The organism is Chryseobacterium sp. CP-77 (genome assembly GCF_036362765.1).
Taxonomy (GTDB): domain Bacteria; phylum Bacteroidota; class Bacteroidia; order Flavobacteriales; family Weeksellaceae; genus Chryseobacterium; species Chryseobacterium cupriresistens.
Window position 1 is genome coordinate 538,700 of record NZ_CP143637.1, and the last position, 15,307, is coordinate 554,006.

11 protein-coding genes are annotated in these 15,307 nt (G+C 37.8%); 6 read left to right on the forward strand and 5 right to left on the reverse strand.

Annotated elements, in window-relative coordinates:
• Positions 1-24: 24 nt before the first annotated feature.
• The gene (locus V0410_RS02330; protein ID WP_330746156.1) at positions 25-1,218 is read right to left on the reverse strand and encodes a pyridoxal phosphate-dependent aminotransferase; all 1,194 of its coding nucleotides are present in this window, start codon (positions 1,216-1,218) and stop codon (positions 25-27) included.
• 250 nt (positions 1,219-1,468) lie between these two features.
• Here V0410_RS02330 and V0410_RS02335 point away from each other — a divergent pair, with 250 nt between their 5' ends.
• The 6 genes from V0410_RS02335 (at position 1,469) to V0410_RS02360 (ending at position 9,760) form a co-directional block, all read left to right on the forward strand.
• The gene (locus tag V0410_RS02335; RefSeq protein ID WP_330746157.1) at positions 1,469-2,806 is read left to right on the forward strand and encodes a M20/M25/M40 family metallo-hydrolase; all 1,338 of its coding nucleotides are present in this window, start codon (positions 1,469-1,471) and stop codon (positions 2,804-2,806) included.
• A 98-nt stretch (positions 2,807-2,904) separates the two neighbouring features.
• On the forward strand, positions 2,905-3,540 hold the full coding sequence (rsmG, locus tag V0410_RS02340; protein WP_110008640.1) for a 16S rRNA (guanine(527)-N(7))-methyltransferase RsmG: 636 nt from the start codon (positions 2,905-2,907) through the stop codon (positions 3,538-3,540).
• 62 nt (positions 3,541-3,602) lie between these two features.
• The gene (locus V0410_RS02345; RefSeq protein WP_330746158.1) at positions 3,603-4,007 is read left to right on the forward strand and encodes a hypothetical protein; all 405 of its coding nucleotides are present in this window, start codon (positions 3,603-3,605) and stop codon (positions 4,005-4,007) included.
• Positions 4,007-4,543 carry a DUF922 domain-containing protein gene (locus tag V0410_RS02350; protein ID WP_330746159.1) on the forward strand — a complete coding sequence of 179 codons (537 nt, stop codon included), beginning with the start codon at positions 4,007-4,009 and terminating at the stop codon, positions 4,541-4,543. The genes V0410_RS02345 and V0410_RS02350 overlap by 1 nt, the downstream gene beginning before the upstream one ends.
• Complete coding sequence (locus tag V0410_RS02355) at positions 4,540-7,227, forward strand: PD-(D/E)XK nuclease family protein (RefSeq protein ID WP_330746160.1); 2,688 nt, start codon at positions 4,540-4,542, stop codon at positions 7,225-7,227. The genes V0410_RS02350 and V0410_RS02355 overlap by 4 nt, the downstream gene beginning before the upstream one ends.
• A 169-nt stretch (positions 7,228-7,396) precedes the next feature.
• Entirely contained in the window at positions 7,397-9,760 is a 2,364-nt protein-coding gene (locus V0410_RS02360) for a patatin-like phospholipase family protein (protein WP_330746161.1), read from the forward strand.
• 107 nt (positions 9,761-9,867) lie between these two features.
• On the opposite strand, the gene V0410_RS02365 is transcribed toward V0410_RS02360, so the two are convergent.
• The 4 genes from V0410_RS02365 to V0410_RS02380 all read right to left on the reverse strand — a co-directional run bounded on the left by V0410_RS02365 (position 9,868) and on the right by V0410_RS02380 (position 15,281).
• On the reverse strand, positions 9,868-11,823 hold the full coding sequence (locus V0410_RS02365) for a T9SS type A sorting domain-containing protein (RefSeq protein ID WP_330746162.1): 1,956 nt from the start codon (positions 11,821-11,823) through the stop codon (positions 9,868-9,870).
• Positions 11,824-11,984: 161 nt separating this feature from the next.
• Positions 11,985-13,163 (reverse strand): acyl-CoA dehydrogenase family protein, encoded by a 1,179-nt coding sequence (locus V0410_RS02370; RefSeq protein WP_110008646.1) that lies wholly within the window; start codon positions 13,161-13,163, stop codon positions 11,985-11,987.
• Between the two features lie 128 nt (positions 13,164-13,291).
• Positions 13,292-14,080: an NUDIX hydrolase gene (locus V0410_RS02375; RefSeq protein WP_052186977.1), complete on the reverse strand. Its 789-nt coding sequence runs from the start codon at positions 14,078-14,080 to the stop codon at positions 13,292-13,294.
• A gap of 16 nt (positions 14,081-14,096) precedes the next feature.
• Complete coding sequence (locus V0410_RS02380; RefSeq protein WP_330746163.1) at positions 14,097-15,281, reverse strand: MFS transporter; 1,185 nt, start codon at positions 15,279-15,281, stop codon at positions 14,097-14,099.
• Positions 15,282-15,307: the final 26 nt, after the last annotated feature.

Sequence of the window (15,307 nt, forward strand, 5' to 3'; positions counted from 1 at the left end):
TTATTTGGGGTTATTAGTTTTTTGTTAATTGAATTTCTCCAACAAGTCTTTAATTCGTTTCATAGCCTCTCTCAGCTCTTCCTCAGAAGCGGCATAAGAGAATCTGATACATTCCGGACTTCCGAAAGAGAATCCGCCTACACATCCAACATGGGCATTTTCCAGAAGGAACATGGCAAAGTCGTCAGAATTTTTAATTTCTGTTCCATCTAGGGTTTTTCCGATATAATACGAAATATCAGGGAAGAAATAGAAGGCTGCCTTTGGAAGGACCACTTTGAATCCCGGGATTTCTTTGATCAGTTCATAGACAAGATCTCTTCTTTTTTTGAAGGCATCAATCATGTATCTGTATTCGGAAGGATCTGCTTTCAGGGCAACGATAGAGGCTCTCTGTGCTACCGTATTGGCCCCGCTGGTCATCTGTCCCTGTACTTTTTCACAAGCTTTTGCCAGCCATTCAGGACATGCGGAATACCCGATTCTCCATCCGGTCATCGCAAATGCCTTTGACATTCCGTTGATTACAGCTGTCTGTTCATAAACTTCCGGAAACTGGGCAATCGAAGTGGTATTCGTTTCGTAATTGATGTATTCATAAATCTCGTCAGAAATTATCGTTATCTGAGGGTATTTGGCAATTACTTTGGCGATGGATTTTAATTCATCATAAGTGTAGTATCCTCCTGATGGGTTACATGGCGAGCTGAAAAGTACCGCTTTGGTTTTCTCTGTAATAGCTTCTTCAAGCTGTTCGGCAGTCACTTTGAAATCGGTAACATACGAGGTAGGAAGTATTACGGAAGTTCCGCCCATCATTTTTACCATCTCATCATAACTTACCCAGTAAGGTGCTGGAAGAAGAACTTCATCGCCATCATTGATAATAGCTGCCAAAACATTGATGATAGCCTGTTTGGCTCCGTTGGAAACACAGATCTGGGAAGGTTTGTATTCCAGATTATTATCCCTTTTTAATTTATAAGCAATAGCCTCGCGCAATTCCAGAAATCCCGGAACCGGAGAATAGTGGCTGTAATTTTGATTGATGGCATCGAATGCTGCCTGTTTGATATTGTCCGGAACATCGAAATCCGGTTCGCCAAGAGTTAAACTGATCACATCTATTCCATTGGCTTTCATTTCTCTGGCTTTGTTTGACATAACAAATGTTTGTGAGTATCCTAATCTTTTTACTCTATCTGAAAGTTTATCCATTGTATTTTTTTGAATTTTAACAAATATATAATAAAAACGTGGTGTGGAGGTAATAAAAATAGGGGTGTTTTAAAGATTTTTATCAGGTTTTTGTCAAATTGTCTTCTGGGTTATAAAAATATTCTATTTTGAAGTAAGAGATTGATTTCAATCTTATTTTAGCCAAAAAATCATAATTCAAAATAAATTATTGCAGGGAATAATTTTGCAGTGTAGGTTTTGTATCTTTAAACAATCTAATACCGCTTCTATGAAATATTCTGTTTTTTTATTGCTCATTTCTTGTTCTTTTTTCTCTCAAAAACATTCAAAAGATGATGAAGTGAAAAAATATGTCTCGCAGGTGAATGAAGATTCATTAAAATCATATATCGGGAAGTTGGTAAGCTTTGAAACCCGGCATACCCTAAGTTCAACAGATGACCCAAAGCGTGGAATAGGTGCGGCAAGGAACTGGGTGATCAGAAAATTCAATGATTATGCTAAAAATTCGGGTGGAAGAATGGAAGTGTATCTGCAGCAGGAAGACATTCAGCCGGATGGAAAACGAATTGACAAAGCAGTAAATCTTGGAAATGCTGTTGCTTTTCTGAAAGGAACAGATCCGAATGATAAAAGAATTTTCCTGATCGGAGGACATCTGGATTCCAGGGTAACGGATGTGATGAACAGAACTTCTGCAGCGCTGGGAGCCAATGATGACGGCAGCGGAGTAAGTGCTGTGATAGAATCCGCAAGAATACTGAGCAAATCTTCGTTTCCGGCTTCAATTATTTTTGTAGCATTTTCCGGTGAAGAACAGTCACTGTTGGGATCTAAACAGTTGGCTGAAAAAATAAAAAGAGAAAATCTGCAGCTGGAAGCGGTTTTGAATAATGATATGATCGGCAATCCAAAAGCAGGAGAAACCGGAGAGATCAACACCCGTATACTTCGTGTATTCAGCGAAGGCCTGTCTTATAAAGATCTTGATAAAAAAGCAATGATGATCAGAAATCTTGGTTTTGAAAACGACAGTGAATCCAGACAGCTGGCCCGCTATATCAAAGAAGTTACGGAAGAATATGTGAAAGGGCTGGAGATCAAACTGATCTATAGAAATGACAGATTTCTGCGCGGAGGAGATCACACCAGCTTTGTGAATAATGGATTTCCTTCTGTAAGACTGACCGAATATTATGAAAATTACGACCATCAGCATCAGGATATTAGGGTTGAAAACAATAAGCGGTACGGTGATCTTCCTGAATTTATCGATTTTAAATATCTGAAAAAGAATGTTGCGGCCAATATTGCTGTCCTTGCCAATCTTGCAAAATCTCCTTCAAAACCGGAGAAAGTTGAAATGGATGTAAAAGAGCTGACGAATTCCACTACTTTACATTGGGAAAAGCCAAAATCCGGAATACCAGCAGGGTATTATGTGCTGGCAAGAGAAACAGACAGTGCGGTGTGGCAGAAAAAAATATTCACCACTGGACTTTCTATGAAGATTCCGCTTTCTAAAGACAATTATATTTTCGCCGTACAGAGCGTGAGCCCGTCAGGAAACCTGAGTGCCCCTGTTATACCGGGAATTGCAAAGTGATGGATTGTGCTGAAAACCAGAATTTACATCAGGACCAGGAAAAGTTGATTTGAATACAAGAGAAATAAAACTTATTTTTGCGGTTTATAATAATTCACATGTCTGCATCGTTACTATTAAAATATTTCCCGGATCTTACTGAAAAACAGAAAGAACAGTTCTCCAAATTGGAAAATCTGTACAATGAATGGAATGAAAAGATCAATGTAATTTCCAGAAAAGATATGGAATCACTGTATGAAAAGCACATTCTGCACTCGTTGGGAATTGCAAAAGTGATGGAATTTGCACCGGGAACCAAAGTTTTGGATATCGGAACCGGAGGTGGTTTTCCAGGGATTCCTTTGGCGATCCTTTTTCCTGAAGTAGAATTTACCCTGATTGATTCTATTGGGAAGAAAATCAGTGTGGTACAGGCTGTGGCAGACGGAGTAGGATTGACCAATGTAACGGCTATCCATGGAAGAGCAGAAAAGCTGAAAGAAAAATTCCACTTTGTAGTCAGCAGAGCAGTAACCCAGATGCCGGAATTTTTAAGATGGCTGAAAGGGAAATTTGAAAAAGAACAGTTTAATCCTAAACACAACGGAATTTTATATTTAAAAGGCGGTGATCTTGCTGAAGAGCTTGCCGGAATTAAATGTGAAATATTCAATCTTAAACACTATTTTGATGAAGAATTTTTTGATACCAAGAAAGTAGTTTATGTATCAAAAGGTAATTTTAATTCCTGATTTTTATGTAAATAAGGAATAATTTTTGCTAATATTTGTTAATAATCAGAAAAGTAAAGGTTATGAAAAAACTTTTAAATATTGGATCTTCAGTATTCCTGTTGGGCGTGCTTCTGGTTTCGTGTAATGATGATGATTACCATACCATCGAATCTATTGATAAAATCAAGATAGACAGCGTAAAAATTGTTAATGATACCATGGACGTTTACGCGATACAGAGCATAAAAACGTATTCCACCTATCCGTCTCATTGTGAAGGATTTTACGGATATGATTATGTTTACAATAATAACCTGGAAAGAACAGTTACTTCCTATAAATATATTACCAACGGCCCTTGTACACAAGGGAAATATGTAGGAGCAAATCAAATTAACTTCAGCCCGCAAAGTAAAGGAACCTATACTTTTAAATTCTGGAATGGAGGAAATAACTGGATTACAAAAACCATTGTAGTAAAATAATGAAGTTGACTTTCGTATTGTGTTTACTGGCAGCGCAGGTAGTGTACGGGCAGAAAATTTTCTGGGAGGAAGGCAGAAAGCTAACCTGGGACAATTTTAAAAGCCCGGTTAACAAGAAGAAGAATCCTGATGTGGCAGCTTACACCCATTGTGGCTGGGAATTTTATGCTGAAAAATCCTCCGATCCCAAAGCACCGGTTGCCATTACTATCAAAACACTGTTTCATGAAGATAAATCATGGAAAGATACCAAAAGAATGAATGATTATATTCTCCTTCATGAGCAGAAGCATTTTGATATTGCAGAATTATTTGTAAGAAAATTCAGAAAAGCTGTTGCTGAAAAAATCAAAAATTCAGGAGACTACAACAAATATTTCAAAGCAATTTACGACGGAATATCCGTTGATTATAAAAACTTCCAGATGGCTTACGACAGAGAAACCCGTCATGGGCTTGATAAAGAAAAACAAACCGAATATAATCAGTCGATTTCTGAACAACTAGACAACTTAAAAAGCTACCAAACCCTTTGAAATTCCTCAATAAGATCATCCACGAACTGCTGGCACAAAACACTGACCTTTCTGCGTTTAATATCATTCTGCCCGGAAAACGTCCCATTGTGTTTATCAGACAGATTCTGGAGGAAAATAACTATTCAGGGTTTCTCCCCAATTTTTTTACGATTGAGGAGCTTATTAATAAAATAGCAGATCATCAGACGATTCAGGGGATTCCGTTGTGGCTTTTCTCGTTTGATGTGTACCGAAGCCTGAATCTTATCCCAAGAGATGATTTTTCCGATTTTCTGAAATGGTTTCCCACGCTGCAGAAGGACTGGGATGATATCCTGAAATTCTCAGACAGCGATCAGGCAGTACTGCAGTATATGTTTGATGAGGAAAGGATCAAAGAATGGGCCCAGGACCTTGGAGAGGATGACGATGTTCCAAGAAAGAAGTTTCTTAATTTCTGGCAGAATATGAATGTTTTTCTCCCGGTTTTAAAGGAGAGACTGCAGGAGAGAAACTGGGCTACTTCCGGAATGATTCATGAGGCGGCTAAAGCCAGAATTGCTGATTTTGCGAAAAATACCAAAGAAGAATTTGTTTTTTGTGGCTTCAATGCCTTTACTCCGGTAGAAGAAAAGCTTGTAAGAAGCCTTTTGCAGTGGAATAAAGCGCAGTGTTTCTTTCAGGCAGACCGTTATTATTTTAATGATGAAAGACAGGAAGCCGGAAAATTCCTTAGAAATCATAAAACATGGAAAGAATTTGATGATAACAGAGCTTTTCAATGGATAGAAGACGATTTTAATCAACCTAAAAAAATTAAGGTATACGAAGTGTCCGGGAATGTAACCCAGACCAAAGTGCTGCCTGAGATCTTTAAAGAGATCAATAATAAAACCTACTCCAATACGGCAGTTGTACTCCTGGATGAAAACCTTCTTCCGGCCAGTCTTGATGTGATGCATGGTGTTGATAATTTGAATATTACAATGGGATTTCCGTTGAAAAACTTGTCTTTCTCCAATGCCGTGAAACGTCTTTTCTACCTGCAGAAACAATTGGAAAAAAACAAATTGTCCTATTATTACAGAGATGTTTTCCCCATTTTGGAAGAGCTGCCGAAATCAGCAGAAGATGAACAGATTATCAATGAGTTTAAAGCTAAAGTAGAAGAGCGGAATATCGTTTATATTTCCAGAAAACTTTTACATGAACTGCTGGGCGGCCTGTCTTATTATGGCCTTCTTCAGAAAGCAACAGGAACCAATGGTTATCTGGATATGCTTATTGAGTTCTGCCAGCAGGTAAAATGGCTTGAAATAGACGATATCCAGTATGAGAATGTCTCTCACTTTGAAAACGCCTTCAGAATCATCAAAAACCAGTTGACTCCCTACAATATTGAGATTAAAATGGAAACGCTGGAGATTCTGATCAACCAGCATATCAATTCTGAAAGTATCGATTTTCAGGGAGAACCATTACGAGGACTTCAGATTATGGGATTACTGGAAACGCGTCTTCTGAACTTTGAAAACGTTATACTGCTTTCTGTCAACGAAGGAAAACTTCCGCTTGGAAACTCACAGAATACCTATATTCCTTTTGATATCCGGAGATTCTTTGATCTGCATACTTTTCTTGAAAATGACAGCATTTACGCCTATCACTTTTACAGGCTGATTCAGGATGCGAAGAATGTCCATTTGCTATATAATGCTTTAAGCTCCGGAGTGAATACCGGAGAGAAGAGCCGTTTCATTACCCAGATTGAAATGGAGAGTTCTCATGAGATCGAACATCTCATTATTGAAAATTCTTCAGAGCCTATTGCCACCAAACCGATAGAAATTTCCAAGACACCAATTGTACAGGAGCGTCTTCAGAAATGGAAGGAAAAAGTATCTGCTTCCCACCTGACGAGCTATCTTTACAACCCGATTGATTTTTACCTTTCCAAGATTTTAAACACTTCGGAAACGGATGAAATTGAAGAAGAACTGTCGATAAAAAATTACGGAAATCTGGTTCATTATTCACTTCAAGAAGTGTATGAGGTGTTAAAGGGTAAGGTTTTAAAAGAAAGTGATTTAAAGAATTCAGTTAAAGCAGTAGATGAATATATAAATATCGCTATTGAAAAGCTGAAGCACCAGCCGGAATTCTACGAAAAAGGAATGAATTATATCCATAAAGCCATTGCTAAAAAGGTCATTGAAAATGTGCTGAATCATGATCTTGAACTCATAAAGCAAGGCAATAAACTGGAGATTATTGATATTGAAAGAAGGTTTGAAAACATTGATTTTCCTCTTGATGGAAATGATAAAATTTCTTTCTTCGGATTCATTGACAGGATTGATAAACTGAACGGTACTCTTAGAATTATTGATTATAAAACCGCCAGGACTAAAAATCTTACTGTAAAGATTGATCAGGATAACGTAGATGAATATTTCCATAACAGCGACAGGAAGCAGGCCCTTCAGCTTTGTATTTATCATTACGTAGTACAGCACCTTCCTGAGTTTTGGGGTTTCCCGATTGAAACCGGAATCTGGAGTTTTGCAGATGCCAAAAAGGGAATGGTTGCCCTGCAGTTTGATAAAGGAAATATTGATGATGCCATGAAATCTGTGAAAAGCCTTATCCTTGAAATTCTTAATCCAGATATAAATTTCATAGAAACTATAAAAACGTATTAAAAATTTTTAGTATTAATATGTTTTTTTTCTATGTGTATTCTCAATAAATAAGCTGGCTTAGAATCGTTTACTTCACGAAATGTTGTGATAAAGCAGGTAACTTTTTGTGTATCTTTACTACTTATTAAAAACTTATAAAGTTTAAATCAGATACATTAAGCACCCATCAATGAAAAAGATCCTGATATTTTTAGCTATTGCTTTTTCTCTTATTATCAAATCTCAGCAAAAAAATGATTCCCTGAATATTGCGCTTCAAAATGTAACCAAAGATACAAAGTTTGGTCTTGCACTCAGTGGCGGCGGGGCAAAGGGATTTGCACACATCGGGATTTTAAAAATGATCGATTCATTGGGAATCAAAGTAGATTATATCACAGGAACCAGTATGGGAGGGATTCTGGGAGGCCTATATGCAATGGGATATAATGCTGACCAGTTGAAACATACGATCTATAAAATGGACTGGAGCAGGATTCTGAGTAATAAAATTCCATACAATAAAGTGAATATCAGTGAGAAGGACGAATATGATAAGTATATCCTTGAATTTCCTGTAGTCAGAGGGTTTCCGACTCTTCCAAGCTCTTATATTGAAGGACAGTACATGGGAGAAGTACTTAATACGCTTACGTTTAATGCAAAGCATATCAATGATTTCAGCAAACTGAGGATTCCCGTGCAGCTTACTTCCTCCGATATTGAAAACGGAGGTCTGGTGATGCAGAAAGAAGGATCACTACCATTGGCTATTCGATCTACATTGGCCATTCCTGCAGCCTTTGCTCCTGTTTATATTGATGGAAAGCTTTTGGTGGATGGCGGTTTGGACCGTAATTATCCGGCTAATGAAGTTCGTGAGATGGGCGCCGATTTTGTGATCGGAGGCTATACCGGATTCAGACTTTTTACAAAAAAAGAGATTGAAAATCCGATGAAGATGATCTATCAGACTCATGCCATCCGCTCTGTAGAAGATTTTAAACATCAGAAAGAACTATCAAATATTCTGGTTGATTTTGTAGATCCTCTGGGAGAAATTACCACGAAAGATTTTGCCAGATTCAGAAGGATCATAAAAATAGGAGAGATGGAGGCGAGAAAGCATCTTCCTGAGTTTGTAGCTCTGGCAGAAGCTCAGCGCAAAGCCGGAATTACGTATGAGCATACAATGATTGAAGAAGTGAAACTGCCTACCACTAAATTTACTTTTAATGAAGAAGACGGAACACCCATTACAGATGCTGCAGAAATTGAAGTGCTGAAAAAGCAGATGGGACTTACGGAAGGGAAGTATTACGACGTAAAAACGGTTAATGAAGCTATAGACAGGGTGTTTGGAATGCGGCAGTATGTAAAGGTGTATTATACCTACACGAATGTAAACGACGGTCTTGTGATGAATGTTTTTGTGAAAAGAGCAAAAAAGGGAGCATTTAAACTGGCGCTGCACTATGATACGGAACAGTCCGTAGGAATTATTGTCAATTATACGTACAGAAATATTCTCCTGAACAGATCCAGGTTTCTGGCAACAGTAGATATTTCCGAACGTTTCAAAGCGAAACTTGCTTACCAGCAGTTCCTGGATAGTGGTGAACGTTTATGGCTGGATCTGGAAGCCAAGATGGTGCACCTGAAAAGTAATGACCTGAACTTCAGGTTGTATGATATCAGTGAAGATGGCGGCGACCGTTTCCCTAACCATATGTACCGCAATATAACCGGAAAGATTGCACTGAATTATAATATCAATCCAAACGCCTATATGTCATTGGGAACAGAATTCAGTACGGAAAGAATGTACAGCTTACTGGATAAAGTAGACCAGTCGAAGGTAGATAATTACAGCAAAAAGCTGTATAACCACAGCAATTTCAATACTTTCCTGAAATTTGAACAGAATAATCTTAATAAAAGGTATTTTACAACCACGGGGAATCATCTTCAGGTGAGCACAAGACTTTACTATGGAGATCAGTATGAACTTTATGACCTGAATGTGGTACAGCCTCTTCTTTATCAGATCCTTAACCCGAAAGAATCTTACTATTCCGAGCCTAAAAACCTTGTTTCATTCACGCTGAATGAAAACTTTTTCTATCCTATCACAAGAAGGCTGACCGTAAAAGCAAATGTGTTTCTGGGAACGAGTTTCGGTTCCAAAAAAGAAGATAAGGTTCCGTATCTGTTCCTGAACCAAAAGTATAATCTGGGAGGCAGCGAATACAATTACGATCTGCTAAGCCCTGAATTCAATGGTCTACGTCAGAAAGAACTTCCGATGACTTCGGTAGCTAAGGCGGCCATCTCATTTCAATACAGAATTATGAAAAAGCTCTATCTTACCCCGTCATTCAGTTATGGAAAGGTGAGTGAAGAGTTTTCTCCTTTCAATGATAGTTTTGATATGTTCGGCTACGGAGTAAATCTTGGCTATGAATCGCTTATAGGACCTATTGGTCTGAATATTTCCAGAAACAGCCAGCTTGATTTTTCAAGAATATATTTTAGTGTCGGATTTAAGTTTTAAGGGATATGCTGCATTTATAATATTTTAAAATTATCGGAACAAAAAGGCACTTCATTGCTGAAGTGCCAAAAATTAACTTGAAATGAAGATATAGAGGAGTGATTGATTTATAGTTTTACTTTTTTATTGATGATTTTTCCATTAGAAAGAGTGATCTGCACCAGATATATTCCCGGTTCCAGGTTTCCGGACTCAAACACCGGTTTATTAACTTCCTGCTGGACTATGACAGAGCCAGATATACTGTAGATGCTGATGTTCTTAATATTATTCCCGGATTTAGCCACAATCTGTTGTCTCAGGGTATAAATATCAGTACTGCTTTCGGGTGATAATATGCCGCCAGCCGATTTACTGAACTGAAGGTTATAGTATGGAGTAACAACTTCAAACGTATAGTTTTTGTTTTCAAGATTCTGAATATTGATTCCTCCGGCATCCCGATATTGTTTTGAGGAAATACTTCTGATCAGGGTTTTATTTTCATCAAAAATATTCACAGCAGTAAGTTCATCCTGATCTACTTTTAATTGCAAAACCAATGCAGTCACAGATTGTACAATTTCGTTTTCGGTAACTTCCTGAGGGGTGTTTTTGATGTATGGAATTATTTTATTTTCATTGTTTTCCGATACTTTCAATAAATAAACACCGTCTTTTAAGGTTGACAAATTTTGGTTACCGGCCGTTCTGCTCTGGGCTTTTTCTTTATTGAAATCTGTAATTTCAACCAGCTGCATACTACCTAGGTCCGGTTTTATCTGTGAAGACAGAAGGGAAGGTTTTTCAGAAGTTTTCTCCGATTGCTTACCGAAAATTGAACCTGCAATCGCCCATTCATTAAGAAGGCCGCCGCTTCTCAGGGTATTGAATTTGGCATTGGAAGCTAAAGTGAAGGGCAGAATTCCACCCACATGGCCCAATGGTCCCCAATAAAAAGAATCCAGCTTATATTTATTAAGATCCCACCATGGATAATAGCCACGCTGAACATCAATGGTTTTTGAAGTATTTTCAGGCGGGATAGCTAAATCTATAGTAGAATGTCCCAATGTCATTGGAGTTTTATTGTACCAGTCATACACATCCTTAGGTTTCATGCATAGCCTTAGCTTGTTATTGGGATTGCTGGTAACATCATTGACGAAACTGGTGGTAAAGAGCTTTCTCCATATAACAGGTCCCCACAAAAGTCCGCCGTTATCCTGAACGACATGATAGTTGTATTTGTCCAGATATTCTGCAGAAATAACTTCTGAAATGTCATTATTATAGGTTTTATATCCCGTATTGTTGCAGGTATGAAGGACATTGGCCAGGAATGAGGTGAAAGGGTAGATATCTTTTTCTAGGACTCCTTTATTTAAAGTTACTCCAGAAAAATCATAAGGGCCGTCGCCCATGTAAGCATATTTGAATTTGATATTACCGGGATTTGATATGCTTAACCTTTTTAAGGTAGACATAGCAGCATGAGCGCCCTGAGAATATCCGGCTAAGAAATATTCATCATAACGCTTGATGTTCAGTTGTGCCAGTACTTTATTGGCAGCGGTGATAAAATCTATGGTTGCTCCGGCTTCTGTGGCATAATCTACATATGGGTGAGTTCCGTCCCCGGTTCCCATCCCTACGTAATCAGGGGCCATCAGAATATACCCGTTGAGTACATACGATAGTTCAACAACAAACCCAGCGGTTAAAGCCCCTTTGAAATTAGACGGAACATTGTGTCTGCTGTCTGTAGTTCCATGGTCAGATACCACTGTTGAGAGTTTAAAAGGTACATTAGGATACATGAGTAATCCGGTAGCTTTTACAAGAACGTTGTTCTCATTTTTGGTGTAATAGGTGATTTTGTAACCTTTCAGCCCAAGATTGAAGCTGTTCAGGTAGTTGGCAAACTCAGGAGCATTCTGATCACCAAGATTATTGGCTATAAAATTGATGACTCCCTGTGGTGTTAAATCCAGTTTCTGTTCGGCACTTACAACATCACCCGCCTGCTGGGCAAAGTAAAATGGAGCTGTAAGACTTAGTAAAAAAGTTGTGATTTTTTTCATATTGTTTGTTTTTGTGTGGTATTAAAGTAATAAATTTAATAAAACGACAAAAACTTTGTAAGATCAATAATTATTCATTGAATATAAAATCCCTGCAAAGTGAGTAAACAAAAGAGTCTGACCATTGGCCAGACTCTTTATTATTTATATTGGTATATTTTTTAGAAAGCGTTGATTCCTGTAATATCCAATCCGGTGATCAGTAAATGCACGTCATGGGTTCCTTCATAAGTAATTACAGATTCCAGGTTTGCGGCATGTCTCATCATCGGGAATTCACCCATAATTCCCATACCTCCAAGGATTTGTCTTGATTCTCTTGCAATGTCAATCGCCATTTTCACGTTGTTACGTTTAGCCATTGAAATCTGGGCTGGAGTTGCCTTATGGTCATTTTTAAGGTTTCCTAGCTGAAGACACAGTAACTGAGCTTTTGTAATCTCTGTTAAAAATTCAGCTAGTTTTTTCTGCTGAAGCTGGTAAGAACCGATTGGTTTTCCAAACTGTTTTCTTTCTTTGGAATACTGAACGGCAGTACAGTAACAGTCAATAGCAGCACCTATTACTCCCCAGGAAATTCCATATCTTGCAGAATTCAGACAAGATAAAGGTCCTTTCAGTCCTGTTACTCCAGGAAGAAGGTTTTCTTTCGGAACTTTCACGTTGTTAAATACCAGTTCTCCGGTTTTGGAAGCTCTCAAGCTCCATTTATTATGAGTTTCAGGAGTGGTAAAACCTTCCATTCCTCTTTCAACGATCAATCCCTGTACTTTTCCTTCCTCATTTTTTGCCCATACTACAGCGATGTCGCATAAAGGAGAGTTGGTGATCCACATTTTTGCTCCATTTAAAAGATAATGATCTCCCATATCTTTAAAATAAGTTTCCATAGAACCAGGATCAGAACCGTGGTTAGGCTCAGTCAATCCAAAAGATCCGATCATTTCTCCGGCAGCAAGTTTTGGAAGATATTTCTTTTTCTGCTCCTCAGAACCGAATTCGTTAATAGGGAACATCACCAATGAACTTTGTACCGAAGCAGCAGAACGTACTGCAGAATCTCCTCTTTCCAGCTCCTGCATAATCAGACCATAAGAAATCTGATCTAATCCTGAACCGCCATACTCAACCGGGATATAAGGTCCCAATGCTCCGATTTTCCCCAATTCTCTCATAAGATTAGGAAGATCTGTATGATTTTGAGCGGCCTGATCTATCTGCGGCATGACAAAACTTTCAACCCAGTCTCTCACAGATTGGCGGATTAGTTTATGTTCTTCAGTAAGTAAAGCATCAATTCCATAATAATCAGGGATGCTTGTAAGAGGATAATATGACATGATTTTTTGATTTGGTTAAAAGTAACATTTTTCGTGATGTTCTGAAAATTTTTTTAAAAACTTGTTTTACTATTGATTTTCAGAGGGCTACTGCTACTTTGTTGATGATTTGAGTTAAATTTATATTTTTATGACTCCTCATCATTAGAGATGGGATACTGATTGGTAGAATTATGAACTTCAGTTTTAAATTTATACAGATATGGAGCTTTATTGGCCGAACCGTCATACAGTTTTTCCATTCTGTCCAGAATATTTAAACTTAAAATTTTTCGCTGAAAATTATTTCTTCTGAATTTTTGTCCTAAAATAGTTTCATACAGAGCCTGAAGATCTTTCATGGTAAATTTTTCAGGAAGCAGGTTACTTGCCGCAACCTCTGTATTGATATTCATTCTCAGGTATTCAAGACCTGTCTCTATAATTCTGTCGTGGTCGAATGCCATTTTAGGCAGGTTGTTGACTTCAAACCATTCACAGCTTTCATTGAAAGCATCAGGGAAAGTATCAGCCAGAGAAAAATCAATGAGGCTGCAGTAACCTACTGTAACAAAACGCTGGAATATCCAGTGATCTTCAGGAACGGTTATTCCTTTATTTTTAAGAAGGATCTGATGTACATTATTCTCCGTACGGTCTATTCTTCCAAAGGTGTGAAACTGTTTCAAAAATAATCCTTTAAGATGGGTTCTTTCAAACAAAACCCTTTCAGCAGCTTCTCTCAGGTCCTCATCATTGAAAACAAAACCACCCGGAAGTGACCATAGATCCAGATCGTGATATTTTAAAAGCAAAACTTTCAGAATATTATTATGAAAGCCGAATATGGTACAGTCAACGGAAATATGCGCTACGAAATCTTTCGTGTCAATGAGTTCCTGTAGCGTTTCTTTACTTTTTGTGTCTTTAATTTTCATGGCAGTAAAAATAAAACTATTTTCTATTTGTGACAGTAAAATATATAAAACTAATCACAAAAAGCAGAATTACAGAAGATAAGATGTATAATGGATAATAATTCAACAGCTGTTTTTCAAACAAAACGGCCATAATGATAGAGCTTACAGAGCTGCCCAGAGAAGAAAAAATAACAATAAGCGAGGTGAAAAGATTAATCTTGTCTTTATCCACCTGTGCAATCATTCTTGAGTTGATTACAGGGTAGAGGGGCGAAAGAAACAAACCAATAACCGGAAATAAAAAAAGTAAATAGCCGGAATCCTCAGAATCAAAATACTGTATCCCCAGTATAATGATCAGTAAGGTGATTATAAGAGCCATACATGTTATATAATATCTGGGCAGTGAAAACTTTTTGATGATATTGGCAGTAACCGTTCGTCCGGCATAAGAAAATACGGATAGAAAAGAAGTGGCCTGAAGCGCAAAAAAAGAATTGACCTTCAAATGGTTTTTGTAAAAAGAAGGAAGCCATGAATTGAATCCCTGCTCTACAAAGACGATAAAAAAGATCACTCCTAAAAATAGAGCTACTGCAGGTGTGGTAAACCCGGAAAGTTCTGAGAGAATGCTTTTGTTTTCCATAGGCCTGGAATCTGCTACTTCTATCTTTGACAGCAGAAAAATGGTAAATGCTGATAATAAAGCAATCATCAGGAAACCAAACTTCCAGAATTCGGAGTACTGGCTGGAAATTATCCATCCAAAACCGGTATTAACCACGAAAATTCCGATCATAAAAGAGGCTTCTACGTTATTCATGGTCTTTGCCAGGGATTTTTCATCCGAAATATTATTCCTGATAATTCCAAAAACACAGATTTTACCAATAGCGAAACAGGCTCCTATAATTGCAAACCACAGTTTATAAAACCAGAAAACCTTTACAAAGGGAAGAAGACAGGAACAGACTCCTACAATAGTCAGGGCCAGAATCAATGCTTTCTTTGGACCGGTTTTGTTGATAAAGCTCACTGCAAAAAGAGAGATAAATGCAATGGGCAGATCTTTAAAAGATTCTAAAAGCCCCAGTTCTCCGTAGGTAATTTTTTCTTCAGACAGCTGCAGAATCACCAACCCCATACAGTTTAAAACCATTGAAAAAATGAGAAAGGTAAGTTTTAGCGGAAGAGAAATTTTGGAAGGCTTGGTGGTCATTTTGGGAGATGAATTTATTAATTTTT

What these genes read in the sequence shown, in the direction of transcription:
- V0410_RS02335 (WP_330746157.1), top strand. Translation starts at nt 1,469, where the DNA reads ATGAAATATTCTGTTTTTTTATTGCTCATTTCTTGTTCTTTTTTCTCT.
- rsmG (WP_110008640.1), top strand. Translation starts at nt 2,905, where the DNA reads ATGTCTGCATCGTTACTATTAAAATATTTCCCGGATCTTACTGAAAAA.
- V0410_RS02345 (WP_330746158.1), top strand. Translation starts at nt 3,603, where the DNA reads ATGAAAAAACTTTTAAATATTGGATCTTCAGTATTCCTGTTGGGCGTG.
- V0410_RS02350 (WP_330746159.1), top strand. Translation starts at nt 4,007, where the DNA reads ATGAAGTTGACTTTCGTATTGTGTTTACTGGCAGCGCAGGTAGTGTAC.
- V0410_RS02365 (WP_330746162.1), bottom strand. Translation starts at nt 11,823, where the DNA reads ATGAAAAAAATCACAACTTTTTTACTAAGTCTTACAGCTCCATTTTAC.
- V0410_RS02380 (WP_330746163.1), bottom strand. Translation starts at nt 15,281, where the DNA reads ATGACCACCAAGCCTTCCAAAATTTCTCTTCCGCTAAAACTTACCTTT.
- V0410_RS02360 (WP_330746161.1), top strand. Translation starts at nt 7,397, where the DNA reads ATGAAAAAGATCCTGATATTTTTAGCTATTGCTTTTTCTCTTATTATC.
- V0410_RS02330 (WP_330746156.1), bottom strand. Translation starts at nt 1,218, where the DNA reads ATGGATAAACTTTCAGATAGAGTAAAAAGATTAGGATACTCACAAACA.
- V0410_RS02375 (WP_052186977.1), bottom strand. Translation starts at nt 14,080, where the DNA reads ATGAAAATTAAAGACACAAAAAGTAAAGAAACGCTACAGGAACTCATT.
- V0410_RS02370 (WP_110008646.1), bottom strand. Translation starts at nt 13,163, where the DNA reads ATGTCATATTATCCTCTTACAAGCATCCCTGATTATTATGGAATTGAT.